23 protein-coding genes are annotated in these 22,575 nt (G+C 67.2%); 16 read left to right on the forward strand and 7 right to left on the reverse strand.

Going from position 1 to position 22,575, the window contains the following annotated elements; translation table 11 throughout:
- Positions 1–197 precede the first annotated feature (197 nt).
- On the forward strand, positions 198–1,052 hold the full coding sequence (apbC, locus tag AASM09_RS06765) for an iron-sulfur cluster carrier protein ApbC (protein ID WP_005414099.1): 855 nt from the start codon (positions 198–200) through the stop codon (positions 1,050–1,052).
- A 78-nt stretch (positions 1,053–1,130) separates the two neighbouring features.
- Positions 1,131–1,703 (forward strand): dCTP deaminase, encoded by a 573-nt coding sequence (gene dcd / locus AASM09_RS06770; protein WP_005410499.1) that lies wholly within the window; start codon positions 1,131–1,133, stop codon positions 1,701–1,703.
- A gap of 86 nt (positions 1,704–1,789) precedes the next feature.
- On the opposite strand, the gene AASM09_RS06775 is transcribed toward dcd, so the two are convergent.
- The 3 genes from AASM09_RS06775 to AASM09_RS06785 are packed head-to-tail and all read right to left on the reverse strand — an operon-like array spanning position 1,790 to position 3,063.
- Complete coding sequence (locus tag AASM09_RS06775) at positions 1,790–1,957, reverse strand: LiaI-LiaF-like domain-containing protein (protein WP_005410498.1); 168 nt, start codon at positions 1,955–1,957, stop codon at positions 1,790–1,792.
- 15 nt (positions 1,958–1,972) lie between these two features.
- Entirely contained in the window at positions 1,973–2,395 is a 423-nt protein-coding gene (locus AASM09_RS06780) for an HIT domain-containing protein (RefSeq protein ID WP_049427102.1), read from the reverse strand.
- Positions 2,392–3,063: a dienelactone hydrolase family protein gene (locus AASM09_RS06785; RefSeq protein ID WP_049427120.1), complete on the reverse strand. Its 672-nt coding sequence runs from the start codon at positions 3,061–3,063 to the stop codon at positions 2,392–2,394. Before AASM09_RS06785 ends, AASM09_RS06780 begins: the two co-directional genes overlap by 4 nt.
- A 205-nt stretch (positions 3,064–3,268) precedes the next feature.
- Between AASM09_RS06785 and rimO the strand changes: the two genes are divergently transcribed.
- Complete coding sequence (gene rimO / locus AASM09_RS06790) at positions 3,269–4,630, forward strand: 30S ribosomal protein S12 methylthiotransferase RimO (protein WP_100443788.1); 1,362 nt, start codon at positions 3,269–3,271, stop codon at positions 4,628–4,630.
- Positions 4,627–5,466 (forward strand): DUF3025 domain-containing protein, encoded by an 840-nt coding sequence (locus AASM09_RS06795; protein ID WP_049432402.1) that lies wholly within the window; start codon positions 4,627–4,629, stop codon positions 5,464–5,466. The genes rimO and AASM09_RS06795 overlap by 4 nt, the downstream gene beginning before the upstream one ends.
- Positions 5,467–5,488: 22 nt before the next feature.
- Here AASM09_RS06795 and greB read toward each other — a convergent pair whose 3' ends face one another.
- Both greB and AASM09_RS06805 read right to left on the reverse strand, forming a co-directional pair.
- On the reverse strand, positions 5,489–5,995 hold the full coding sequence (greB, locus tag AASM09_RS06800) for a transcription elongation factor GreB (RefSeq protein ID WP_049432400.1): 507 nt from the start codon (positions 5,993–5,995) through the stop codon (positions 5,489–5,491).
- A 117-nt stretch (positions 5,996–6,112) separates the two neighbouring features.
- Positions 6,113–7,618, reverse strand: a complete 1,506-nt coding sequence (locus AASM09_RS06805; protein WP_049432398.1) for a helicase HerA-like domain-containing protein — start codon at positions 7,616–7,618, stop codon at positions 6,113–6,115.
- Positions 7,619–7,740: 122 nt separating this feature from the next.
- Between AASM09_RS06805 and AASM09_RS06810 the strand changes: the two genes are divergently transcribed.
- A complete protein-coding gene (locus AASM09_RS06810; protein ID WP_100443789.1) occupies positions 7,741–9,345 on the forward strand; it encodes a transglycosylase SLT domain-containing protein in 1,605 nt (534 codons plus the stop codon).
- 24 nt (positions 9,346–9,369) lie between these two features.
- Positions 9,370–9,717, forward strand: coding sequence for a ribonuclease E inhibitor RraB (locus AASM09_RS06815; protein ID WP_049432396.1), 348 nt, complete (start codon positions 9,370–9,372; stop codon positions 9,715–9,717).
- 141 nt (positions 9,718–9,858) lie between these two features.
- Here the strand turns inward: AASM09_RS06815 and asd are convergent, their stop codons facing one another.
- Positions 9,859–10,701 (reverse strand): archaetidylserine decarboxylase, encoded by an 843-nt coding sequence (gene asd, locus AASM09_RS06820; RefSeq protein WP_049432393.1) that lies wholly within the window; start codon positions 10,699–10,701, stop codon positions 9,859–9,861.
- Positions 10,698–11,348 carry an SCO family protein gene (locus AASM09_RS06825; RefSeq protein WP_049432390.1) on the reverse strand — a complete coding sequence of 217 codons (651 nt, stop codon included), beginning with the start codon at positions 11,346–11,348 and terminating at the stop codon, positions 10,698–10,700. The genes asd and AASM09_RS06825 overlap by 4 nt, the downstream gene beginning before the upstream one ends.
- A gap of 122 nt (positions 11,349–11,470) precedes the next feature.
- Here AASM09_RS06825 and prmB point away from each other — a divergent pair, with 122 nt between their 5' ends.
- The 10 genes from prmB to AASM09_RS06875 all read left to right on the forward strand — a co-directional run bounded on the left by prmB (position 11,471) and on the right by AASM09_RS06875 (position 22,528).
- Positions 11,471–12,400, forward strand: coding sequence for a 50S ribosomal protein L3 N(5)-glutamine methyltransferase (gene prmB / locus AASM09_RS06830; RefSeq protein WP_005410487.1), 930 nt, complete (start codon positions 11,471–11,473; stop codon positions 12,398–12,400).
- Complete coding sequence (gene aroC, locus AASM09_RS06835) at positions 12,397–13,500, forward strand: chorismate synthase (protein ID WP_049432386.1); 1,104 nt, start codon at positions 12,397–12,399, stop codon at positions 13,498–13,500. The genes prmB and aroC overlap by 4 nt, the downstream gene beginning before the upstream one ends.
- A complete protein-coding gene (locus AASM09_RS06840; protein ID WP_049432384.1) occupies positions 13,493–14,530 on the forward strand; it encodes a 2-hydroxyacid dehydrogenase in 1,038 nt (345 codons plus the stop codon). Before aroC ends, AASM09_RS06840 begins: the two co-directional genes overlap by 8 nt.
- Positions 14,531–14,623: 93 nt before the next feature.
- Entirely contained in the window at positions 14,624–15,652 is a 1,029-nt protein-coding gene (locus AASM09_RS06845) for an aspartate-semialdehyde dehydrogenase (RefSeq protein WP_012511725.1), read from the forward strand.
- Between the two features lie 130 nt (positions 15,653–15,782).
- Entirely contained in the window at positions 15,783–17,825 is a 2,043-nt protein-coding gene (locus AASM09_RS06850; protein WP_100443790.1) for a FimV/HubP family polar landmark protein, read from the forward strand.
- Between the two features lie 26 nt (positions 17,826–17,851).
- Positions 17,852–18,214 carry a VOC family protein gene (locus AASM09_RS06855; protein ID WP_049429540.1) on the forward strand — a complete coding sequence of 121 codons (363 nt, stop codon included), beginning with the start codon at positions 17,852–17,854 and terminating at the stop codon, positions 18,212–18,214.
- A 32-nt stretch (positions 18,215–18,246) separates the two neighbouring features.
- Positions 18,247–19,017: a tRNA pseudouridine(38-40) synthase TruA gene (truA, locus tag AASM09_RS06860; RefSeq protein WP_049429514.1), complete on the forward strand. Its 771-nt coding sequence runs from the start codon at positions 18,247–18,249 to the stop codon at positions 19,015–19,017.
- A complete protein-coding gene (locus tag AASM09_RS06865) occupies positions 19,014–19,670 on the forward strand; it encodes a phosphoribosylanthranilate isomerase (RefSeq protein ID WP_049429515.1) in 657 nt (218 codons plus the stop codon). The genes truA and AASM09_RS06865 overlap by 4 nt, the downstream gene beginning before the upstream one ends.
- Before the next feature lie 168 nt (positions 19,671–19,838).
- On the forward strand, positions 19,839–20,510 hold the full coding sequence (locus AASM09_RS06870; RefSeq protein WP_049429516.1) for an OB-fold-containig protein: 672 nt from the start codon (positions 19,839–19,841) through the stop codon (positions 20,508–20,510).
- Positions 20,510–22,528, forward strand: coding sequence for a hypothetical protein (locus tag AASM09_RS06875; RefSeq protein ID WP_049429517.1), 2,019 nt, complete (start codon positions 20,510–20,512; stop codon positions 22,526–22,528). Before AASM09_RS06870 ends, AASM09_RS06875 begins: the two co-directional genes overlap by 1 nt.
- Positions 22,529–22,575: the final 47 nt, after the last annotated feature.

Below are 22,575 nucleotides of genomic sequence, written 5' to 3' on the forward strand. Positions count from 1 at the left end.
AGCAAAAACAAAAACGGCACTGCGCATGCGCCATCGTGCGCGCTGGGAACCAGCTTCGCAGCCCAAAACAGTGCTTCAGGAACGTAACATGAACTTAACAATCTGTGCACGAATCTGTAGCAATCCTGAATTTCAGTCAGGCTACGTCCAGCTTGTATGATGTTGGGTTATTCCCCCTGATACAGCTGGTGCCCGTTGTGAACAGTTCCCCCCGCCGCCCCCATGCCAGCCAGGTCCAGAAGGGACTGACGCCACATGCCCGCATCCGCAATGTCATCGCGGTCGGCTCCGGCAAGGGCGGCGTGGGCAAGTCGACCACCGCGGTCAATCTGGCCGTCGCGCTGCAGCAGCTGGGCGCACGTGTTGGCGTGCTGGACGCGGACATCTACGGCCCCAGCGTGCCCGCCATGCTGGGCTTGTCCGGGCGGCCGGAAAGCCCCGACAACAAGAGCATCGAACCGCTTCGCGCGTTCGGCGTGGACACCATGTCGATCGGCTACCTGATCGAAGAGGACACGCCGATGATCTGGCGCGGTCCGATGGCCACCTCGGCAATGACCCAGCTGTTCAACGACACGCTGTGGGATGACCTGGATTTTCTGCTGATCGACCTGCCGCCGGGCACCGGCGACATCCAGCTGACCCTGACCCAGAAGATTCCGCTGGCCGGTGCAGTGATCGTCACCACGCCGCAGGACATCGCCACGCTGGACGCAAAGAAGGCGTTGAAGATGTTCGAGAAGGTCGAGGTGCCGGTACTGGGCATCGTCGAGAACATGGCGGTGCATACCTGCAGCAACTGCGGGCATGTCGAGCACCTGTTCGGTGAAGGCGGCGGTGAGCGCATGGCGGCCCAGTACGGCGTACCGCTGCTGGGTTCGTTGCCGCTGCAGATCGGCATCCGCGAGCAGGGCGATAGTGGTACCCCGATCACCGTGGCGCAGCCCGATTCGGTACCGGCCCAGGCGTACCGCCATGCCGCACAGCGCCTGATCGAGGAAGTGGGCAAGCGCCCGCGGGCCTCGATCCCGATCCTGTCGTCGCTGCTGTAAGCACCTCGGCGGGGGCCGCCGGCGACGCCCGGCCCCCTGCTAGAATCCTCGCGCCCCCTCGTACCCCCAGGACAAAGCATGAGCATCAAGAGTGACCGTTGGATCCGCCGCATGTCCGAGCAGCACGGCATGATCGAGCCGTTCGAGGCAGGGCAGGTCAAGCAGGCCAACGGCGAGCGCATCGTCAGCTACGGCACCTCCAGCTACGGCTACGACGTGCGCTGCTCGCGTGAGTTCAAGGTGTTCACCAACATCAACTCGACCATCGTCGATCCCAAGCATTTCGACTCGGGAAGCTTCGTCGACATCACTGCCGACGAGTGCATCATCCCGCCCAACAGCTTCGCGCTGGCGCGCACCGTGGAGTACTTCCGCATCCCCCGCGACACCCTGGTGGTGTGCCTGGGCAAGAGCACCTACGCGCGTTGCGGCATCATCGTCAACGTGACGCCGCTGGAACCGGAATGGGAAGGCCACGTCACCCTGGAGTTCAGCAACACCACGCCGCTGCCGGCGCGCATCTATGCCAATGAGGGCGTCGCGCAGATGCTGTTCTTCCAGGCCGCGGCCGATGACATCTGCGAGACCTCGTACCGCGATCGTGGCGGCAAGTACCAGGGCCAGACCGGTGTGACCCTGCCGCGGACCTGATCGCCCGCGTCATCGCACGACGAAAACGCCGGGCATGCCCGGCGTTTTCGTTTGTAGCGCGCGCCCGGGCATGGCCGGGCGCTACCTTACTTCCCGCGCCCGAACAGCATCGCGATGCCGACACCCACCAGCGCCACCGGCCACCAGGTCAGCAGCAGCTTGGACAGGTTCAGGTGCGTCCAGCCGAGATTGCTGGCGAGCATGAACAGGCCGATCAGGATCAGCAGGATGGCGGCAACGAGGTTGAATCGCATCGGGTCGGCGAAGGCTCAGGAGTGGGCCGGATATCCTAGCCGTTCCTTCCAGTAGGCGACATGCTGGTCCAGCGTGCCTGGCTCGTAGCGGTGCGCGGGACCGCTGCCCCAGACCGGGCCCGGCCAGGCCGGATCTCCGTCATGGCGGCCGATCACGTGGAAGTGCAGCTGGCGCACGATGTTGCCCAGCGCGCCGATGTTGATCTTCTCCACCCCGTCGGAGCCCTTCAGGGCCTTGCAGGCGCGGTTGAGCTCGGTGCGCAGCTTGTCCTGCTGCTCGCCGTCCAGCTCGATCCACTCGGTGACCCCGGCCAGGCGCGGTACCAGTACCAGCCACGGGAATCGTTCGTCGTTCATCAGCCGCACTTGCGACAACGGTCCTTCGGCCACCAGCACGCTATCGGTGGCCAGGCGTGAATCGAGTTCGAATTCGCTCATCCAAGATGCTCCGAGAAGAAGTCCAGGGTGCGTTGCAGCGCCAGGGCGGCGCTGTCTGGATCATACGCATGTCCGACCTCCCGGTTGAAGGCGTGGTCGGCCGGATAGACGAAGGTGGCCATCCGCGGCAGCTTTTCGCGGTGGGCCTGGACGGCCTCCGGCGGGATGCTCCTGTCCTGGGCGCCGAAGTGGAAGATCACCGGCGCCTTCGGCGTCTCATCGAGGAACTGGACGTTGCGCGCACCGTAGTAGCTGACAGAAGGCAGGCCCAGGCGCACTGCGGACAGCATCGCCACCGTACCGCCCCAGCAATAGCCGACGGTGCCGACCTTGCCGTAGGGGGCCAGGCGGGTGGCCGCCGCGCGGACCACTTCCAGCGCCCGTTCCATGCCCAGCGCGGCTACCCGTTCCAGCCCCTGCTTCACGCCGTCGGCGTCGTAGGGCAGGGCATCCGGATCGGCCTCGGGTCCATCGACCAGGTCGAAGAACGAAGGTGCCAGCACCGCATAGCCTTCGGCGGCGAAGCGCTCGGCCACGCTGCGGATATGCGGGTTGGCGCCGAAGATTTCCTGCACCACCACCAGCCCGCCGCGCGGGGTGCCCTCGGGGAGTGCCTGCCAGGCCCGTACCGCGCCGTGGTGCGTATCCAGGGTGATCCACTCGGCCATCGTCATCTACTCTCGTTGCAGGGGACAGGGCTGCATTGTCGGTGCTGCGCGGGTTAGCGCGGTGTCAGCGGCTGTGCGTGATCGGGCGGCTGGCCGTTCAGAGCGAGGCCGCCAACCCCGGTATACTGGCGCTCTTTCAGGCCCCGGCCCCCAGGAACCCCTGCCATGCCGGCAGGGGCCCAGGCCCCCAGAGTCCCGCGATTCCATGTCCCAGCTGAACCCCAAAGTCGGCTTCGTCAGCCTTGGCTGCCCGAAGGCCCTTGTCGATTCCGAGCGCATCCTCACCCAGCTCCGCTCGGAAGGCTACGACATCGTCCCGTCCTACGATTCGGCCGATGTGGTGGTGGTCAACACCTGTGGTTTCATCGATTCGGCGGTGACCGAGTCGCTGGACGCGATCGGCGAGGCGATGAACCAGAACGGCAAGGTCATCGTCACCGGCTGCCTGGGCAAGCGCCCCGAGCAGATCCGCGAGGCGTACCCGAACGTGCTGGCGGTGTCCGGTCCGCAGGACTACCAGAGCGTGATGGAGGCGGTGCACGAAGCGCTGCCGCCCAAGCACGATCCGTTCGTGGACCTGGTGCCCGACTACGGCATCAAGCTGACCCCGCGCCACTACGCCTACTTGAAGATTTCCGAAGGCTGCAACCACAAGTGCAGCTTCTGCATCATTCCGTCCATGCGCGGCAAGCTGGTCTCGCGCCCGGTCGATGAGGTGCTGCGTGAGGCCGAGCGCTTGGTGCGTGGCGGTGTGCGCGAGCTGCTGGTGGTGTCGCAGGACACCTCGGCCTACGGCGTGGACGTGAAGTACGCCGAGAAGATGTGGCGCAACAAGGCCTACCAGACCCGACTGAAGGCATTGTGCGAAGGCCTGTCCGAACTCGATGCGTGGGTGCGCATGCATTACGTCTACCCGTACCCGCACGTGGACGAGGTGGTGCCGCTGATGGCCGAGAACCGCATCCTGCCGTACCTGGACATTCCGTTCCAGCACGCCAGCCCACGCATCCTGCGCCTGATGAAGCGCCCCGGCGCGGTCGAGAAGACCCTGGAGCGCGTGCAGAACTGGCGCCGCATCGCGCCGGACATCACCGTGCGTTCGACCTTCATCGTCGGCTTCCCGGGCGAGACCGAGGCCGAGTTCGAAGAACTGCTGTCGTTCCTGGACGAAGCACAGCTGGATCGCGTAGGTGCGTTCGCCTACTCGCCGGTCGAGGGCGCGACCGCCAACGACCTGCCCGATGCCGTGCCGGAAGAAGTGAAGCAGGAACGCCTGGCCCGCTTCATGGAGAAACAGGCGCAGATTTCCGCCGCGCGCCTGGAAGCCAGGATCGGTACCGTGCAGCAGTGCCTGGTTGATGCCATCGAAGGTGACATCGCGGTTGCCCGTTCCAGGGCCGATGCGCCTGAGATCGACGGTCTGGTGCACATCCAGAACGCCGATCAGGTGCCGCTGCGCGTGGGCGAGTTCGTCGACGTGGAGATCACCGAGAGCGACGAGCACGACCTGTACGGCGATGCGCTGGCGGCTGCGGGCCGCCCGGCGTTCGACCTCAAGGTGCTGTGACCGCAACGACGACCGCCGCTGGCGACGGCGGCGGTTCCCGGCGCTTCGTGCCGCCGCCGCGTGCGGCGGTCGATCTGCAGGTGTTTGAACATCCGCTGTTTGCCGGCTTGCAGGACTTCCGTGATCTGCTGGACGGTGCGGCATGGCCGTCCATTGCTGCGCTTGATGCGCGGCTCGCGTTGCCCGGCAAGCGCCTGGTGGAACAGGATGCCGCGCTGCTGGCCGACGGCCTGCATTACGAAGCGCGCATCGCGCAGGGGCATATCGCCACCCGTGCCGGCAACTGGCATGACCTGTTCAATGCGCTGGTGTGGGCCTCCCATCCGCAGCTGAAGCGTGCATTGAACGCGCAGCAATGCCGGCATATCGATGCCATGCCGCCCGGCCAGCGCAATCGCGCACAGGCGGCGCTGACCCAGTTTGATGAAACCGGCGTCATCGTGCGCGTGCGCGATGAGGCGGTGCTGCGCGCGTGGGACCGGCATGACTGGCCTGCATTGTTCGAGCCGTCATGCTGGCAGAGCGGTGACATCGCCATCGCTGTGGTGTTCGGGCATGCGCTGATGGAGCAGGCACTGCTGCCGGGGCGATTGCTGGTCGGCAAGTGCGTGGTGGTGCAGGGCGATGTCGATGCCGCCTGTGTTGACGCGGTGACCGCGGCCATTGCCGAGGGCAGGGCAGTGACTGATCCGCTGCAGCTGCGGCCCCTGCCATTGGCCGGTACTCCCGGCTGGCACGCCGTGCAGGATTGCGCCTTCTATCGCAATGCCGACTATTTTCGCCCGCTGCGAGCAGGACGCGCGTACCCGCCACCGTTGCTGCGGTTGCCGTTGTAGAGCCGTCGAACATGGCTCGACGCTACACAGGCGGGTATTCCACGCTGATCACCGCGAAGGTGAACTGGCCGCCGGGCAGCTCCACTGAAAACTCGTCATCCAGCCGCTTCTTCAGCAGCGCACGCGCCAGCGGCGAATCGATGCTGATCCAGCCCAGGCCCGCATCGGTCTCATCCGGCCCGACAATGCGGTAGCGGCTGGTGTCGCCGCTGTCCACGTTCTCCAGCTCCACCCACGCACCGAAGAACACCGCCTGCGGATCGGTTGGCGTGGTATCGACCACGCGCAGCGATTCCAGCCGCTTGGTCAGGTAGCGCACGCGGCGGTCGATCTCGCCCAACTGCTTCTTGCGGTAGGTGTATTCGGCGTTCTCGGAACGATCGCCTTCCGCGGCCGCGGCGGACAACGCCTTGACCACCTCCGGCCGTCGTACCCGCCAGAGTTCATCCAGCTCGGCCTTCAGGCGCGCATGGCCGGAGGCGGTGATCAGGGCGGTGCTTTTTTCTGCGGGCGGACGCCAACGGGACATGCGGTACGCTTTCTTTTCAGGGGAACGAAGGGGGCAGAGCCCTTCCATCCGGAAGGGAGCCGACCCCGGGGTCAGATCCCTTTCCCACGGAAAGGGCTCTGACTCCACGAAGCGATCTCAGCGCTTGCCGCCGAAAATGCCACCCAGGATGCCGCGCACGATCTGGTTGCCCAGCTTGGTGCCGACGGTACGCGTGGTCTGCTTGGCCATGGTCTCGATCATGCCCTGGCGGCGCTTGGTGCCGAAGATCGCATCCTTGATGGACTGGCCGAAGCCTCCCTCCTGCGCCTCGTCCTGCTCACGGCTGCGGGCGGCAGGTGCCTCGGCCTTCTCGGCCGCCTTCTGCGCACGCTGGGCCAGAAGTTCGGCGGCGGACTCGCGGTTGATCGCGGTGTCGTAGCGGCTGCCGACCGGGCTGCCGGCGCGCACCTGCGCGCGCTCGGCCTCGGTGATCGGTCCCATCCGGCAGCGTGGCGGCGCGATCATCGTCTGCTGCACCGGCATCGGCACGCCCTTGTCCTGCAGCGTGGACACCAGCGCCTCGCCGGTGCCGAGCTGGCTGAGCACCTTGGCGACGTCCAGCTTCGGGTTTGGTACGAACGTCTCGGCAGCGGTCTTTACCGCCTTCTGGTCGCGCGGGGTGAAGGCACGCAGCGCGTGCTGCACGCGGTTGCCCAGCTGGCCGAGGATGTTGCCCGGCACGTCATCGGGGAACTGCGAGCAGAAGTACACGCCAACGCCCTTGGAGCGGATCAGCCGAACCACCTGCTCGATGCGCTGCACCAGCGACGCGGGCGCGTCGTCGAACAACAGGTGCGCTTCGTCGAAGATGAAGACCAGCTTCGGCTTGTCCAGGTCGCCCACTTCCGGCAGCTGCTCGAACAGTTCCGACAGCAGCCACAGCAGGAAGGTCGAATACAGCTTGGGCTTGAGCACCAGCTGGTCGGCGGCAAGGATGCCGATCATGCCGCGGCCGTCATGATTGACCCGCATGATGTCGGCCAGTTCCAGTGCCGGTTCGCCGAAGAAATTCTCGCCGCCGTCCTGTGCCAGGCGCAGCACCGAGCGCTGGATCGCGGCGATCGACTGCGCGCTGACCAGGCCGTACTCGGTGGAGATGTCCTTGCGCTCCTCGGCCACCAGGCCGAGCAGGGCACGCAGATCGTCCATGTCCAGCAGCAGCAGGCCACGGTCGTCGGCCAGCTTGAACACGATGTCGAGCACCCCGGCCTGGGTGTCGTTCAATTCGAGGATGCGCGACAGCAGGGTCGGGCCCATCTCGCTGACCGTGGTGCGCACCGGGTGGCCGAGCTTGCCGTACAGATCCCAGAAGATGGTCGGGCTGGCGGCCGGCGCATAATCCACCACGCCGATCTCGGCGGCGCGCTGCAGCAGGTTCTCGGCGCCGGTGCCGGGCACGGCCAGGCCGGACACATCGCCCTTCACATCGGCCAGGAACACCGGAACGCCCAACCGCGAGAAGCCCTCGGCCAGGGTCATCAGGGTCACCGTCTTGCCGGTACCGGTGGCGCCGGCCACCAGGCCGTGGCGGTTGCCGAGTTTCGGCAGCAGGGTGACGGCAACATCGTCGGTAATGCCTTTGCCGAGCAGAATCGGATCCATGGTCCAGCCCTTGTGGTGAATAGCCCAATGTTAACCGCCGGCGGTGACGGGCCGAAGGTCGGCTTGCCCGGACCTTGGCGGCGCCGCTACTCTGCCTGCCTGTTTCGCACACAGTGCCATCAATGCCCGTTCCTGTCCTGATTTCCCGTGGTTGGCCGCTGCTGGCCCTGGCCGGCCTGGTTTCCCTGGCGCCCGACGCCCATGCGCAGCGGGTTTCGGCCCGGGACAAGGTGAAGGTGGATGCGCTGCAGCAGCGCATGACCGCCGCCGAGAAGCGCTACAGCGACGCCCTGTTGCTGGTCGCCAATTCCGACCCGAAGGGCAGCAACGAGGCCGATGCCGCGCTGGAAGACATGGAAGACGTCCTCAACGACTGCGTGAAGCAGAAGGGCTGCCAGATGGGCACCCTGCTGGCCAGCTACAAGCGCCTGCTCAAGCACGACGCCGATGCGGCGGGCAGCGATGAGGTGACCGACGAGAGTGGTGACCGCCTGGAAGCCGACCCCGACCATATCGGCCCGCTCACCGCCGATGTGCCCGAGGCCGCCCGCGCCGCCGCGCTGCTCAACGACAAGCGGCACGCCTTCGACACCATGGTCGAGTACAACCCGGCCGTGCAGGCCGGCATCCGCCGCTGGCTGACCGACATGCGCCCGGCGTTGCTGACCAGCTACGAGAACTACCAGAACCTGCGCGCGGTGATGTGGCCGGAGTGGGAAAAGCGCGGCCTGCCCGAGGCGCTGCTGTTCGGCATCATGGCCAAGGAATCCAACGGCCGCGTGCATGCCTCCTCGCGCGCGGGCGCCGCCGGCCTGATGCAGTTCATGCCGGCCACCGGCCGCCGCTTCGGCCTCGGCCCGGACGGCACCGGCTTCGATACGCGCTTCGATGCACGCAGCGCCGCCGAGGCCAGCGCCAGCTATCTCAACGAACGCCTGCGCGAACTGAACAACAACGTGGAAATGTCGGTGGCCGCCTACAACGGTGGCGAAGGCCGCGCCGCGCGCGTGTTCAAGCAGAGCGGCGGGCAGAGCTTCTGGACCGACAGCGTCTACAACCAGTTCCCCGGCGAGACCAAGGACTACGTGCCGATGGTGATCGCCGCGGCGTGGATCTTCCTGCACCCGCAGCAGTACGGCGTCGAATTCCCGAAGATCAGTGCGCAGCCGGCCACGCTGCGCCTGGCCAAGTCCACCACCATCTATGAACTGACCATCTGCCTGGGCAGCCACGGCACCCGCGATGGCTACATGCGCGCGCTGCGCAACCTCAACCCGCGCTATGAAGCCGACGGCTGGATTCCGGCCGGCACGTTGATCAACGCCACCACCCGCATCGCCGGCCTGTACCAGCGCAACTGCGTCAGCGGCCCGCGTGCGGACCTGGCCCGCACCCTGATCACCGCCGATCTGAACGCAGCCATCGTCCGCCCGACCGCCGCCAGCTACACCGGCAGCGTGGCCGTGGGTGGCGTGGTGCCGGTGGCGGACGCTGCTGCATCCACCAGCGTGCCGACCACGCCGGTCGCTCCGGTGGCGGCCCCGCGCCCGGCGGCGCGGCCGAAGCCGGTGCGCAGCCACAAGGTGGGCAAGGGCGAGACCCTGGGTGCCATTGCGGCGAAGTTCCAGTGCGACGTGCCGACCCTGGCCCGCGCCAATGGCCTGAAAGCCCCGGCCTACAGCCTGCGCCACGGCCAGACGCTGAAGCTGCAGGGCTGCGACAAGTAATCCCCCACGACCCCTGGAATCCGCATGGACCTCGAAGACACCCGCAACCTGTTCGCCAACCTCCGCGAAAACACCGACTGGGACATCACCGGCCCGTTGCTGTGGGGGTATTTCTTCGTCCATTCCACCGCTGAGCCACTGCGGGCGCTGGCTGACCATCTGCAGGCGCAGGGCTACACCTTCGTGGAACTGTTCGAGCAGGAGCCGGAAGAGGGCGACGCGCCGTTCCACGTGCTGCATGTGGAGCGCGTGGAGATTCACGACGAAGCCTCGCTGGACCGTCGCAACCAGGAGTTCGCCGCGCTGGCCGCGGAGAAGGGCGTGGAAGACTACGACGGCATGGACGTCGGCCCGGCCCCGGCCCTGCAGTAACGCGTTTCTGGCTGTAGAGCCGAGCCCATGCTCGGCTGTTTTTGCCGGCAGCCGAGCATGGGCTCGGCTCTACAGACCCGGTAGTGCCGGCCGCTGGCCGTCATTCCGTTGAATCCATCCACGCATGGCGTGGATCTACGGTCAGCGCAGCTTCGCCAGCGCCTGGCCCAGCTGCACCGGGCTTTCGGCGCCCAGCTGCGGGGCGAACTCAGCCACGCCCGGCGGCAGCAGCACGATCACGGTCGAGCCATAGTTGAAGCGCGCCATCTCGGCGAAGCGCTCCAGCACGATGCCCTGGCCACGGTAATCCTTGCGGGTGATGCGGTCACCGTAGGCCGGGATCTCCTCGCCGCTCCACACCGTTTCCACGCCGGACACCAGCAGCGCACCGACCATCACGCTGACCATCGGGCCGAAGCTGGTGTCGAAGTGGCAGACCAGGCGCTCGTTGCGGGCAAACAGGCGCGGCACGCCGTTCACCGCGGCCGGGCCGACGCTGAACAGGCGGCCCGGCACGTGCACGGTCTCGCGCAGGGTGCCGGTCCACGGCATGTGCACGCGGTGGTAGTCGCGCGGCGACAGGTACACGGTGGCGTACAGGCCATCGTTGTACGGCTTGGCGTCCTCGTCGCTGCCCAGCAGCTCGGCGGCGGTGAACGACTGCCCCTTGGCCTGGAAGATGCGGCCGGCCTCGATCTTCCCCAGCTGGCTGATGCGGCCGTCGGCCGGCATCACCAGGCTGCGCGGATCGGCGTCGGCCACGCGCGCGCCCGGCTTCAGCGCACGGGTGAAGAACTGGTTGAAGGTGGCGTAGCTGCGCGGGTCCGGGTTGGCCGCTTCGTCCAGGTTGACGTTGAACTTGCGGGTGACCGTGTCGATCAGCCAGCGCGATACGCGCGGATCGTCCGAGTACGCCAGCGAACGCGCCATCGAAGACAGCAGGCGGTGGGGCAGGGCGTACGTCAGGGCGGTGGTGAGGCTCATGGGGCGGTTTTCTCGGTCAGCTTCTGCAGGTCGCGGGCAATGGCCGGCGCATTGAACGGGGGGCGCACCAGGCCGGCAAGGCGGCCCTGCGGATCGAGCACGGCCAGGCTGGCCGAATGCTCGACGGTGTAGTCCTCGGGGTTTTCGTCGAAGTGCTTGCCCGGCACCTTCTGGAACACGAAGCCCAGCGAGGTGGCGAAGCGTTCCAGCGAGGGCACATCGGCGGTGGCGGCCAGGGTGTCCTTGTGGAAGCCGTGCACGTACTCGCCCAGCCGCGTGGCGCTGTCGCGGTCGGGGTCGACCGAGATGAACAGCACCCGCGGGCGCAGCGTGTCAGGCAGCGCTTCCCACTGGTTCTGCGCGCCGGCCAGTTCGGCCAGGGTGGTCGGGCACACGTCCGGGCAGAAGGTGAAGCCCAGGAACACCAGGGTCCAGTGGCCCTTCAGTTCGCCCGGGATCAGGCGGGTGCCGTCGGACTGGGCCAGATTGAAGTCGGGCAGTTCACGCGGCTGCGGGTACAGCGTGACCGCTTCGGTGGCCGGGGCGTTGGCCGGCGGCTTCGGCGCAAACACCTGCTGGGCGGCCAGCAGGCCCAGGCCCGCCGCCAGGGCGATCAGCAGGATGATGCCGGCGTTGCGATTGAACATGGGTGCCCCCGCGCGAAGTGGGCTCCATCATACCGGCTGCGGCCCGATCGTTTCCGCCGCAACGGATGCCGCCGCGGGCGCCAGCCCCTATAATCGGGGGCCACTTTGCCCGCAGTACCGCCATGACCGCTGAAACGGCCGCCGAACTCCACACGATCATCGATCTGATCCGCTACGGCACCAGCCGTTTCAACGAAGCCGGGCTGACCTTCGGCCACAGCTACGACAATGCGCTGGACGAGGCCACCCAGCTGGTGCTGCACAGCCTGCACCTGCCGCACGACCTCGGCCCGGCGTACGGCCAGGCGCGCCTGCTGCAGGCCGAGAAGCTGCGCGTGCTGGAACTGTTCCAGCGCCGCATCGACGAACGCATCCCGGCCGCCTACCTGACCGGCGAGGCCTGGTTCGCCGGCCTGAGTTTCAAGAGCGACAAGCGCGCCCTGGTGCCGCGCTCGCCGATCGCTGAACTGATCGAATGTGGTTTCGAGCCGTGGCTGGCCGGCCGCGATGTCAGCCGTGCGCTGGACCTGTGCACCGGTTCGGGCTGCATCGCCATCGCCATGGGCCACTACTACCCGAACTGGGAAGTGGATGGCGTCGACCTCAGTGACGACGCACTGTCGCTGGCTGAAGAGAACAAGGAACGCCTGCAGGCGCACAATGTCACCCTGCTCAAGTCGGATCTGTTCAACGGCCTGACCGGCCGCCATTACGACCTGATCGTCACCAATCCGCCGTACGTCACCAACGACGAGACCGATGCCCTGCCGCAGGAATACTCCTACGAGCCGGAAATGGGCCTGCGTGCCGGCGACGACGGCCTGGACCTGGTGCTGAAGATCCTGCGCGACGCCCCGCTGCACCTGAGCGAGGACGGCCTGCTGATCTGCGAAGTGGGTGAATCCGAGCAGCACCTGATCAAGCTGCTGCCGGAAGTCGATTTCGCCTGGATCGAGTTCAAGGTCGGCCAGATGGGCATCTTCGCGGTCGAGTGCCGCGAGCTGATCGCCCACAGCGCGCGCATCACCGAACTGGCGGCGCAGCGCCCGTGAGCTCCAATTCGTTCGGCAAGCTGTTCACCGTCACCACGTTCGGCGAGTCGCACGGGCCGGCCATCGGCTGCGTGATCGATGGCTGCCCTCCGGGGCTGGCGCTGGACGCGGCCGAATTCGCCCACGACCTGCAGCGTCGCGCTACCGGCAAGAGCCGGCACACCTCTGCGCGGCGAGAGGCCGATGAGGTCGAGATCCTCTCCGGCGTATACGAGGGCCTGACCACCGGCACCCCGATCGCGCTGCTGATCCGTAACACCGACCAGCGCAGCAAGGACTACGCCAACATCGGCCAGCAGTTCCGGCCGGGTCATGCCGACTACAGCTACTGGCACAAGTACGGCATCCGTGACCCGCGCGGTGGCGGCCGTTCCTCGGCGCGCGAGACCACCATGCGCGTTGCCGCCGGCGTGGTCGCCAAGAAGTGGCTGGCCGAGCGCTTCGGCGTGACCGTGCGTGGCTACCTGTCACAACTGGGCGACGTCACCCCGGTCGGTTTCGACTGGTCGGCGGTGGAAGACAATCCGTTCTTCTGGCCGCACGCCGAGCAGGTGCCCGAGCTGGAGGCGTACATGGATGCGCTGCGCAAGTCCGGTGATTCGGTCGGGGCGCGCGTGGACGTGGTCGCCGACAACGTGCCGCCGGGCTGGGGCGAGCCGATCTACGGCAAGCTCGATGGTGAACTGGCCGCTGCCCTGATGAGCATCAACGCGGTGAAGGGCGTGGAGATCGGCGATGGTTTTCTCAGTGCCGCGCAGAAGGGCACCGAGCACCGCGACCTGCTGACGCCGCAGGGCTTCGCCAGCAACCATGCCGGCGGCATCCTCGGTGGCATCTCCACCGGCCAGCCGGTAGTTGCGTCGATTGCCCTGAAGCCGACTTCCAGCCTGCGCCTGCCGGGCCCGTCGCTGGACACGGCCGGCAACGTGGTCGAGGTGGTCACCACTGGTCGCCACGATCCCTGTGTCGGCATCCGCGCCACCCCGATCGCCGAGGCGATGGTGGCGCTGGTGCTGATGGACCAGGCGCTGCGCCATCGTGCGCAGTGCGGCGATGTCGGCACGATCACCCCGCGCATTCCCGGGCAGATCGATGGCTGACACGCGGCCGACCGTGTGGGTGAGCCAGCCGCTGATCGACGCGGCCATCGCGCCGTTGCGCGATCGCGTACAGCTGCGCAGCACCGACTCCGTCACCGCCTGGACGCCCGCGCAGATCGCCGAACAGCTGGCCCGCGCCGACGGCGCGATCATCACCCTCAACGAGCGCATCGGTGCGGCCCAGGTGGCCGGCGCCGCGCAGCTGCAGGTGATCGCCAATGTCGGCGTCGGCTACAACAATCTGGATGTCGACGCGCTCACTGCGGCCGGCATCCTCGCCAGCAACACGCCGGACGTCCTGACCGAGACCACTGCCGATCTCGGCTTCGCGTTGCTGATGGCCACTGCGCGCCGGATCACCGAGTCCGAGCGCTGGCTGCGCGAAGGCCAGTGGCAGCAGTGGTCGTTCCAGACCATGCTGGGCGCGGATGTCCATGGCAGCACGCTGGGCATCCTCGGCATGGGCCGCATCGGCCAGGGCATCGCACGCCGCGGTGCACACGGGTTCAGCATGAAGGTGCTGTACCACAACCGTTCGCGGTTGCCGGCCGATACCGAGGCGGCGCTTGGCGCGACCTACGTGGACCTGGACACGCTGCTGGCGCAGTCCGACCACCTGGTCACGGTACTGCCCTACACGCCGGCCTCGCATCACATCATCGATGCGGCGGCACTGGCGAAGATGAAGCCGTCAGCCACCCTGGTGAACATCGCCCGCGGCGGCATCGTCGACGAACTGGCGCTGGCTGACGCACTGGCCCACGGCCGGCTGGCCGCTGCCGGCCTGGATGTCTACGAGGGCGAGCCGACGGTGCGTCCGGAGCTGCTGGCGCTGCGCAATGTGGTGCTGACCCCGCATATCGGCAGTGCCTCGCTGGCCACGCGCACGGCGATGGTACAGCTGGCCGTCGATAATCTGGTTGCCGGGCTCGGCCTGGATGGCGCACCCTCGTGCATGCCGAGCGCGATCAACGCTGACGCGGCCATGGCTGCGCGTGTGACCTTGGGCAAAAAAACCGGGAAACGATAGGGAACCTCCGCGCGCCCCGCCTGAGGAGGTTCCCCGAACCCAGCTGTCGTGCGTGTTTCTTCCCCATTCCCGTTTTCGTGAGAGTTTTCCCCCATGAGCAATGCACAGCGCAGTTTCCACGTTGCCGTCGTCGGTGCCACCGGTGCGGTCGGCGAGACCATGTTGTCGATCCTGGCCGAGCGTGATTTCCCGGTCGGCACCCTGAGCGTCCTCGCTTCGGAACGTTCGGCCGGTGGCGAGATCGAGTTCAACGGCCAGAAGGTCAAGGTGCAGGATCTGGCCACTTTCGATCCGAGCGGTGTCGAGATCGCGCTGTTCTCGGCCGGTGGCAGCGTGTCCAAGGAATACGCACCGAAGTTCGCCGCTGCCGGTGCGGTGGTGATCGACAACTCCTCGGCCTTCCGTTACGACGATGACGTGCCGCTGGTGGTGTCCGAGGTCAATCCGGAACAGGTGGCCAACCGTCCGCGCGGCATCATCGCCAACCCGAACTGCTCGACCATGCAGATGCTGGTGGCGCTGGCGCCGCTGCACCGCAAGTACGGCATCGAGCGCATCAACGTCTCCACCTACCAGTCGGTGTCCGGCGGTGGTCGTTCGGCCACCGAAGAGCTGGGCAAGCAGACTGGCCAGCTGCTCAGCTTCCAGGAAATCGATCCGCAGCGCTTCCCGGTGCAGATCGCCTTCAACCTGATCCCGCACATCGATGACTTCCAGGACAACGGTTTCACCAAGGAAGAGATGAAGCTGATCTGGGAGACCCGCAAGATCCTCGGCGACGACAGCATCCTGGTGAACCCGACCGCGGTGCGTGTGCCGGTGTTCTACGGCCACTCCGAGTCGGTGGCGATCGAGACCCGCGACAAGGTCACCGTGGCCGAAGCGCGCGCGCTGCTGGAGCAGTCGCCGGGCATTGAAGTGGTGGACCGCCATGAAGCCGGTGGTTATCCGACTCCGGTCACCCATGCCTCGGGCACCGATGCGGTGTACGTCGGCCGTATCCGTGAGGACCTGTCGCATCCGCGCGGCCTGAACCTGTGGATCGTGTCGGACAACGTGCGCAAGGGCGCGGCGTTGAATGCCGTGCAGCTGGCCGAGCTGGTCGCCGCCGAGCAGCGCTGATGGAGAGGCCGGGCAATGCCCGGCCTTTTCTGCAGGGCCGGGCCCACGCTCGGCTCAGGCCATGCAGCCGGGCATGGGCTCGGCTCTACATGGGTGCGGACCCCGGTCCGCACGCTTTATAGTGTCGCCCATGAATAAACGGGCCAGGGGCGCAAAGCGCCCGCTCCTCTATCTTTCCACCGCGCTGCTGGCCCTGGCCAGCAGTTCGGCACTCGCATTGGGCCTGGGGGACATCCGTGTCCTGTCCAAGCCGGGGCAACCGTTGCTGGCCGAAATCCCGGTGGTGTCGGCTGACCCGTCCGAGCTGGAGAACCTGCGCGTCGCACTGGCCTCGCCGGTTACCTTCGAGCGCGTCGGCCTGCAGCGGCCGACCGGGCTGGTCAGCGAGCTGCAGTTCGAGCTGACCCGCAATGCGCAGGGCAGGGCGGTGGTGCGGGTGACCTCGCAGGCGCCGGTCGAGACCCCGTCGCTGAGCTTCCTGATCGAAGCCGACTGGGGCCAGGGCCGTCTGGTGCGCGAGTACTCGGCACTGGTCGATGCACCGTCCAGCGCGCTGGCCGTCACCGAGCCCGAGATCGTGGCGCCGGCCGGTACCCTGTCCAACACCATCGCGCGCGAGCTGGCACCCGCGCCTGCTGCAACGGTGCCCGATGTGCCACCGCGGGCGCCTGCTGCGGCACCTGCAGCCACGCCGGCTCGGCCGCGTGCGGAACCCGCACCGGTTGCGGCAGCGCCGGCCGACGGCAGCATCACCGTGCAGCGCGGTCAGACCCTGTCGCAGATCGCCAGCGCGGTGGCGCGTGGCAACCAGGTCAGCCGCGACCGCGCGATGATCGCCCTGCTGCGCGCCAATCCCGAAGCCTTCATCCGTGGCAACGTCAATCTGCTCAAGCAGGGCGCGGTGCTGCGCATGCCGGGCAGCGATGCGCTTGCTGCTATCGATGCAGCCGAAGCCGCCGCGCTGGTGCGCGAGCACGCCGCGCAATGGCAGCAGGCGCGTACCGTGCCGCAACCGGCGGGTGCAGTGGCACCGGCCGCAAGGGCGGCAACCGCGAATGCTTCTTCCCCGGCTGCCGCCAACGGGGCACGACTTGAGATCGCTCCGGCGCTGGCGTCCGACGCCGCGCACGCGGGCACAACCACCGGCACCGCTGCCGGCAGCGAGGGTGACATGCTGGGCAACGAACAACTGCGCCAGGCGCGTGAGGACATCGCCACCCGCGATGCCGAGATCGGTGAACTGAAGCAGCGCGTGGCCGATCTGGAGAAGCTGAAGGAGCAGCAGCAGTCGTTGATCGCGATGAAGGACAACGACCTGGCTGCCGCGCAGCAGCGTCTGGCACAGGCGCCGGGTTCCCGTGATGCAGTGACGCCGTGGTACTGGCTGGGCCTGCCGGTGCTGCTGCTGGCAGCAGGCGCAGCCTGGTTGCTGCGCCGTCGCAAGCCTTCGCCGCTGCCCCCGCTGCGCGAAGAGGGTGACGCCGCCGGGCTGGCCGCTGCGGTTCCTGCGGGTGCGGCGCTGGACACGCTGGCCGAACAGTCTTCATGGTCGTCGGCGGTGGCCGATGGCGGCCGCCAGGAACCGGCGATGCCAGCCTGGGCGAGCGAGCCCGAGGGCCATGCCGAAGCAGCGGTCGATCCGATCGCCGACCACGCGGTGCAGGCCGACTGGAAGGCTGACATGCTGCGCGACGAAGACGTGGTCGTACTGCCCGAGGCGGTGACCGATCTGCCGCGCTGGGACGAGCCCGCGACCGCACGCGAAGATGTTGTCGAGGCGCCGGTACAGGATGAGCCGGCCGCACCAGGGACGCCATCTGAAGTGGCGGTGCCGGACTACGCGCTGCATGCCGAACAGCAGCCGCAGTTCCGCGGCGTGTTCGATCTGCCGGCCGAAGCGCATCAGAACGCGTTCCCGGTTGATGCCAGGCACCATGACGGAATCGACGGTATCGGCACGTCGCATCCCGAGGAGACTGCGGCGAGCGCGGCTGCGGACAACGGCGATGCCGGCTGGCTGCCGCGTGCCGGCCAGGAGCGCCTCGAGCTTGCCATCGCATACCTGGACCTGGGCGACGCGCAGACCGCGCGTACCCTGCTGCTGGAGGTCGCCGAAGGCGGCGATCCGCACAGCCAGGCCCAGGCCCGCGAACTGCTGGCCCGCCTGCCGTGACCGAACCTGCCGACAAGGACCCTGCCATGAGCCGCGAGCGCCGCATCGACTACGTTGAATTCGCCTCCAGCGACCCGGCCGCCAGCCGTGCCTTCTTCGAGAAGGTGTTCGGCTGGTCGTTCGTCGACTATGGCAGCGACTACACCGCGTTCGACGATGGCCGCCTGCAAGGGGGCTTCTTCCGCGGCCAGCCCCAGCGGGCCAGCGACAGTGGCGCACCGCTGCTGGTGCTGTATGCCGACCAGCTGGTGCCGGTCGAAGCGGCGGTGCGCAACGCTGGCGGTGAGATCGTGCGGCCGGTGTTTTCCTTTCCCGGCGGCAGCCGCTTCCAGTTCGTCGAGCCCGGTGGCAACGAACTGGCGGTCTGGTCCGAACGCGATCCGGCCTGAGCGCCGCCCCATACGCAATATCGAGGTAGCACATGCGTTACGCGCTTGGCGTCGAGTACGACGGCAGCGATTTCAGGGGCTGGCAGAACCTGGGCGAGGGCGGTCCCAGCGTGCAGGCCAGCCTTGAGCAGGCCCTGTCGTCGGTGGCCGATGCGCCGCTGCAGGTGGTCTGCGCCGGCCGCACCGATGCCGGCGTGCATGGCCAGTGCCAGGTCGTGCATTTCGATACCGACGTGGTGCGCGATCCGCGCGCCTGGATGCTGGGCACCACCACCCGCCTGCCGCGCTCGATCGCGGTGCGCTGGTGCGTGCCGGTGGCCGATGACTTCCACGCCCGCTTCTCGGCACGCGCACGCCGCTACCGCTACCGCCTGCTCAACCGCGAGGTGCGGCCAGCGCTGGACCGGCAGACCCTCAGCTGGGAGCGCCGGGCGCTGGACGAGACCCTGATGCACGCCGCCGGCCAGGCCCTGATCGGCGAGAACGACTTCAGCGCATTCCGCTCCGTGCAATGCCAGGCGCTGCATGCGCGGCGTGAGCTGCAGTCGCTGCAGGTCAGCCGCCAGGGCGAGGTGATTGAAGTGGCCGTGCAGGGCAATGCATTCCTTCATCACATGGTCCGCAATATCGTCGGATCGTTGATCCTGGTGGGCAGCGGCGAAAAACCGGTGGACTGGATCGCCGAACTGCTGGCCGGGCGCGATCGCACCGTAGCCGGTCCCACCGCACCGCCGCAGGGCCTGGTGTTCCTTGGGCCCCTGTACCCCGACAACTGGCATCTGCCCGCCGAGGTCACGCTATGAGCCGCTCCTACTACCGCACGCGCATCAAGTTCTGTGGCATGACCCGTGCAGGCGATGTCCGCCTGGCCGGTGAGCTGGGCGTGGACGCAGTGGGTTTCATCTTTGCCCGCGAGAGCAGCCGCCGGGTTGCTCCTGCCGAAGCACGCGCGATGCGCCAGGCGATCGCGCCGATGGTCGATGTGGTGGCCCTGTTCCGCAACAACAGCAAGGAAGAGGTGCGCGAGGTGCTGCGCACGGTGCGGCCGACCCTGCTGCAGTTCCATGGCGAGGAAGACGAGAGCTTCTGCCGCAGCTTCAACATGCCCTACCTGAAGGCGATTGCCATGGGGGGCCGGGAAGAGGTCAATGCGCGCACGTTGCAGCTGCGTTACCCCAGCGCGGCGGGGTTCCTGTTCGACAGCCACGCCCCTGGTGGCGGTGGCGGTACCGGCGTGGCCTTCGATTGGGGCCGTATCCCGACCGGCCTGCATCGGCCGTTCCTGCTGGCCGGTGGCCTGAACCCGGAAAACGTCTACGATGCCGTGCTGGCTACCCTGCCGTGGGGCGTGGACGTGTCCAGCGGCATCGAACTGGAGCCGGGCATCAAGGACGGCTACAAGATGCGTACCTTCGTCGAGGAAGTGCGCCGCGCGGACTGCACGGTCCTGGAGTGATTTGCGTCACCATTTGCCGTGATCTGGACCTGGATTTGAGCCTGCACGTATTCTTCACATAGGATGGACCCAAGCGCGCCAGCCATGAGGGCCGGCGCGGGGATCCACGGGGCGCGCTCTGCGCGTTCCGAACGGGCGATCGCCGCCCACAGCCCAGGAAGGCAAGCGATGCAGGAGTTCCTCAGCGTTGTGTTCGGTTTTCCGACCCTGCCGTACAGCATCGTGCTGGCGGTATCGCTGATCTATTGGGGGCTTGCCGCATTTGGCCTGGTCGACGATGGCTTCGGCGATCTTGGCGCCGATGGCGCCCTGGACGGCGGCAACGATCTCAGCGGCCTGTCGGCCCTGCTGCAGCGCTTCGGCCTGGGTGGAGTGCCGGTCATGGTCGTGGTCACGCTGCTGGGCTTCTTCGGCTGGGCGCTGACCTATTTCATCCATCTTTTCGTGCTGCTGCCGTTGCCGGACCTGCTGCGCTGGACGATCGGCGCGGTCGTGGCCGTGCTGGCTCCCCTGCCTGCGGTGCCGGTCACCGCGCTTCTGCTGCACCCCATCCGTCGGTTCCTGCTGCGCCTGCGGCCGGTGGCCCAGGCCTCGTTGCTGGGGCGCATCGGTGTGGTCGCCTCGCCGAAAGTGGATGCGCGCAGCGGCCACGCCACCTTCGATGACGGTGGCGCCGGGCTGGTGCTGCAGGTGCGCAGCGACATTGAACTGCAGCGTGGCGAGCGCATCGTGCTGGTCGAGCACGTGGCCGCACAACACCATTACCGGGTGGTCCGCGCCGATGCGGTCGCCCTCGACTTCCAGGACAACCTGCTTCCGGGCAACAAGGAGAATCACTGATGACGTTGGCAACCATGGCCCCCTTCCTGATCGGCGTCGCCGTCCTGCTGGTCGGGCTGCTCGGCCTGGCCGGCCTGTTCAAGGCCTTCTACCGCAAGGTCGACCAGGGCGTGGCCCTGATCGTCAACGACATGAGCTCCACGCCCAAGGTGCACTTCACCGGTGCGCTGATCATCCCGGTGCTGTACCGCGCCGAGCTGATGCGGATCAGCCTGATCACCCTGCAGATCGACCGCCGCGGCAAGGAAGGCCTGATCTGCCGCGACAACATGCGTGCCGATATCGCCGTGGCCTTCTACCTGCGGGTCAATGAAACCCAGGCCGACGTGCTGCGCGTGGCCAAGGCCATCGGCGCCGATCGTGCCTCGGACAAGCACGCCGTCGACGAGCTGTTCAACGCCAAGTTCTCCGAAGCGCTGAAGACGGTGGGCAAGAAGTTCGACTTCACCGAGCTGTTCGAGAAGCGCCAGGAGTTCCGCGACGAGATCATCGCGGTCATCGGCAACGATCTGAACGGCTATGTGCTGGAGGACGTGGCGATCGACTATCTGGAACAGACTCCGAAATCGCTGCTGGACCAGTTCAACATCCTCGACGCGCAGGGCATCCGCAAGATCACCGAGCTGACCGCCGCGCAGAACGTGGTGACCAACGAGCTGGAGCAGAACGAGAAGCTCGCCATCACCAAGAAGAACGTGGAAGCGCGTGAGGCGCTGCTGGCGCTGGAACGCCAGCAGGCCGAAGCGGAAGCCCGTCAGAAGCGCGAGATCGAGACCATCCGCGCGCGCGAGGAAGCCGAGACCGCCAAGGTGCAGGAAGAACAGCGCCAGCTGTCCGAGAACGCCCGCATCGAAGCGCAGCAGCTGATCGAGATCCGCGACCAGAACCGCCTGCGCGAAGTGGAAGTGGCCGAGCAGAACCGCCAGCGTGCGGTGGCCATCGAAGCCGAGCGCGTCGAGCGCGCACGCCAGCTGGAGCAGGTCACTACCGACCGTGAAGTGCAGCTGCAGGGCGTGGAACGTGACAAGGTGGTCGAGCAGGGCAAGATGGACGTGGCCAACATCACCCGCGAACGCATCTCCATCGACAAGACGGTGGCCCAGGAAGAAGAGCGCATCAAGGAAGTGCGCGAGGTCTCCGAGGCGGACCGTCAGAAGCAGGTGCTGATCCTGGAAGCCGAGGCCAAGGCGCAGGAATCGCTGGTGCGCGAAGTGAAGGAAGCACAGGCGCGCGAAACCGCGTCGAAGCACCGTGCCGTTGAACTGACCACGCTGGCCCAGGCCGAGCACGAAGCGGCCGGCAAGCAGGCTGAAGCCAAGCGCCTGCTGGCCGACGCGCTGCGGGCCGAACAGGCGGCGCCGGGCCTGGCCGAGGCGCAGGTACGCGAAGCGTCCGCGCTGGCCATCGAGAAGGTCGGTATTGCCGAGGCCCGCGTGATCGAGGCCAAGGCCGAAGCCAGCCTGAAGCAGGGCAGCAACGAGGCCCGGGTGCTGGCCGAGACACTGCAGGCGCAGGCCCAGGGCGAAGAAAAGATGGGCCTGGCGCGTGCCACCGCCACCGAATCGCTGGGCAACGCCGAAGCCGGCGTGGTGCAGAAGAAGCTGCTGGCCGAGGCCGAGGGCCTGGTGCGCAAGTTCGAGGCGATCGCTTCGCTGAGCGACCAGGCGCGCGGCCACGAAGAGTTCCGCATGATGCTGGACAACAGCCTGAAGCAGGCGCTGGCCTCGATCGAAGCCGGCAAGGAAGTCTCGCGCGAGAACGCCAGCGTCATCGCCAGCGCGCTGCGTAATGCCGACATCGACCTGGTCGGTGGCGACGGCGGCATGTTCGAGAACCTGGTCAAGGCGGTGTCGCTGGGCAAGTCGATCGAGGGTTTTGCTGGCAAGAGCCCGATCGTGCAGGAACTGATGCAGCGCTACCTGGGCGTGGCCGTGGCCGAGCCGGCACCGCGCCAGATCGCCGAGGACGCCGAAGCGGTGCCCACCGTGTCGGCCACCGTGGTCGACAGCGCCCGTTGATGCATCGGGCGATGGCCACGCCGCCATCGCCCGCCCGCGCCGGCCGC

It is taken from the genome of Stenotrophomonas maltophilia (assembly GCF_039555535.1).
Classification (GTDB): Bacteria; Pseudomonadota; Gammaproteobacteria; order Xanthomonadales; family Xanthomonadaceae; genus Stenotrophomonas; species Stenotrophomonas maltophilia_Q.

Bases quoted from the DNA above. Each gene is read 5' to 3' on its own strand.
- asd (WP_049432393.1), bottom strand. From the start codon at position 10,701: ATGAGCCTCACCACCGCCCTGACGTACGCCCTGCCCCACCGCCTGCTG.
- AASM09_RS06850 (WP_100443790.1), top strand. From the start codon at position 15,783: ATGAATAAACGGGCCAGGGGCGCAAAGCGCCCGCTCCTCTATCTTTCC.
- AASM09_RS06870 (WP_049429516.1), top strand. From the start codon at position 19,839: ATGCAGGAGTTCCTCAGCGTTGTGTTCGGTTTTCCGACCCTGCCGTAC.
- truA (WP_049429514.1), top strand. From the start codon at position 18,247: ATGCGTTACGCGCTTGGCGTCGAGTACGACGGCAGCGATTTCAGGGGC.
- AASM09_RS06875 (WP_049429517.1), top strand. From the start codon at position 20,510: ATGACGTTGGCAACCATGGCCCCCTTCCTGATCGGCGTCGCCGTCCTG.
- AASM09_RS06810 (WP_100443789.1), top strand. From the start codon at position 7,741: ATGCCCGTTCCTGTCCTGATTTCCCGTGGTTGGCCGCTGCTGGCCCTG.
- dcd (WP_005410499.1), top strand. From the start codon at position 1,131: ATGAGCATCAAGAGTGACCGTTGGATCCGCCGCATGTCCGAGCAGCAC.
- AASM09_RS06780 (WP_049427102.1), bottom strand. From the start codon at position 2,395: ATGAGCGAATTCGAACTCGATTCACGCCTGGCCACCGATAGCGTGCTG.
- AASM09_RS06815 (WP_049432396.1), top strand. From the start codon at position 9,370: ATGGACCTCGAAGACACCCGCAACCTGTTCGCCAACCTCCGCGAAAAC.
- rimO (WP_100443788.1), top strand. From the start codon at position 3,269: ATGTCCCAGCTGAACCCCAAAGTCGGCTTCGTCAGCCTTGGCTGCCCG.
- AASM09_RS06855 (WP_049429540.1), top strand. From the start codon at position 17,852: ATGAGCCGCGAGCGCCGCATCGACTACGTTGAATTCGCCTCCAGCGAC.
- AASM09_RS06825 (WP_049432390.1), bottom strand. From the start codon at position 11,348: ATGTTCAATCGCAACGCCGGCATCATCCTGCTGATCGCCCTGGCGGCG.
- prmB (WP_005410487.1), top strand. From the start codon at position 11,471: ATGACCGCTGAAACGGCCGCCGAACTCCACACGATCATCGATCTGATC.
- greB (WP_049432400.1), bottom strand. From the start codon at position 5,995: ATGTCCCGTTGGCGTCCGCCCGCAGAAAAAAGCACCGCCCTGATCACC.
- AASM09_RS06845 (WP_012511725.1), top strand. From the start codon at position 14,624: ATGAGCAATGCACAGCGCAGTTTCCACGTTGCCGTCGTCGGTGCCACC.
- AASM09_RS06805 (WP_049432398.1), bottom strand. From the start codon at position 7,618: ATGGATCCGATTCTGCTCGGCAAAGGCATTACCGACGATGTTGCCGTC.
- AASM09_RS06775 (WP_005410498.1), bottom strand. From the start codon at position 1,957: ATGCGATTCAACCTCGTTGCCGCCATCCTGCTGATCCTGATCGGCCTG.
- AASM09_RS06865 (WP_049429515.1), top strand. From the start codon at position 19,014: ATGAGCCGCTCCTACTACCGCACGCGCATCAAGTTCTGTGGCATGACC.
- AASM09_RS06785 (WP_049427120.1), bottom strand. From the start codon at position 3,063: ATGGCCGAGTGGATCACCCTGGATACGCACCACGGCGCGGTACGGGCC.
- AASM09_RS06840 (WP_049432384.1), top strand. From the start codon at position 13,493: ATGGCTGACACGCGGCCGACCGTGTGGGTGAGCCAGCCGCTGATCGAC.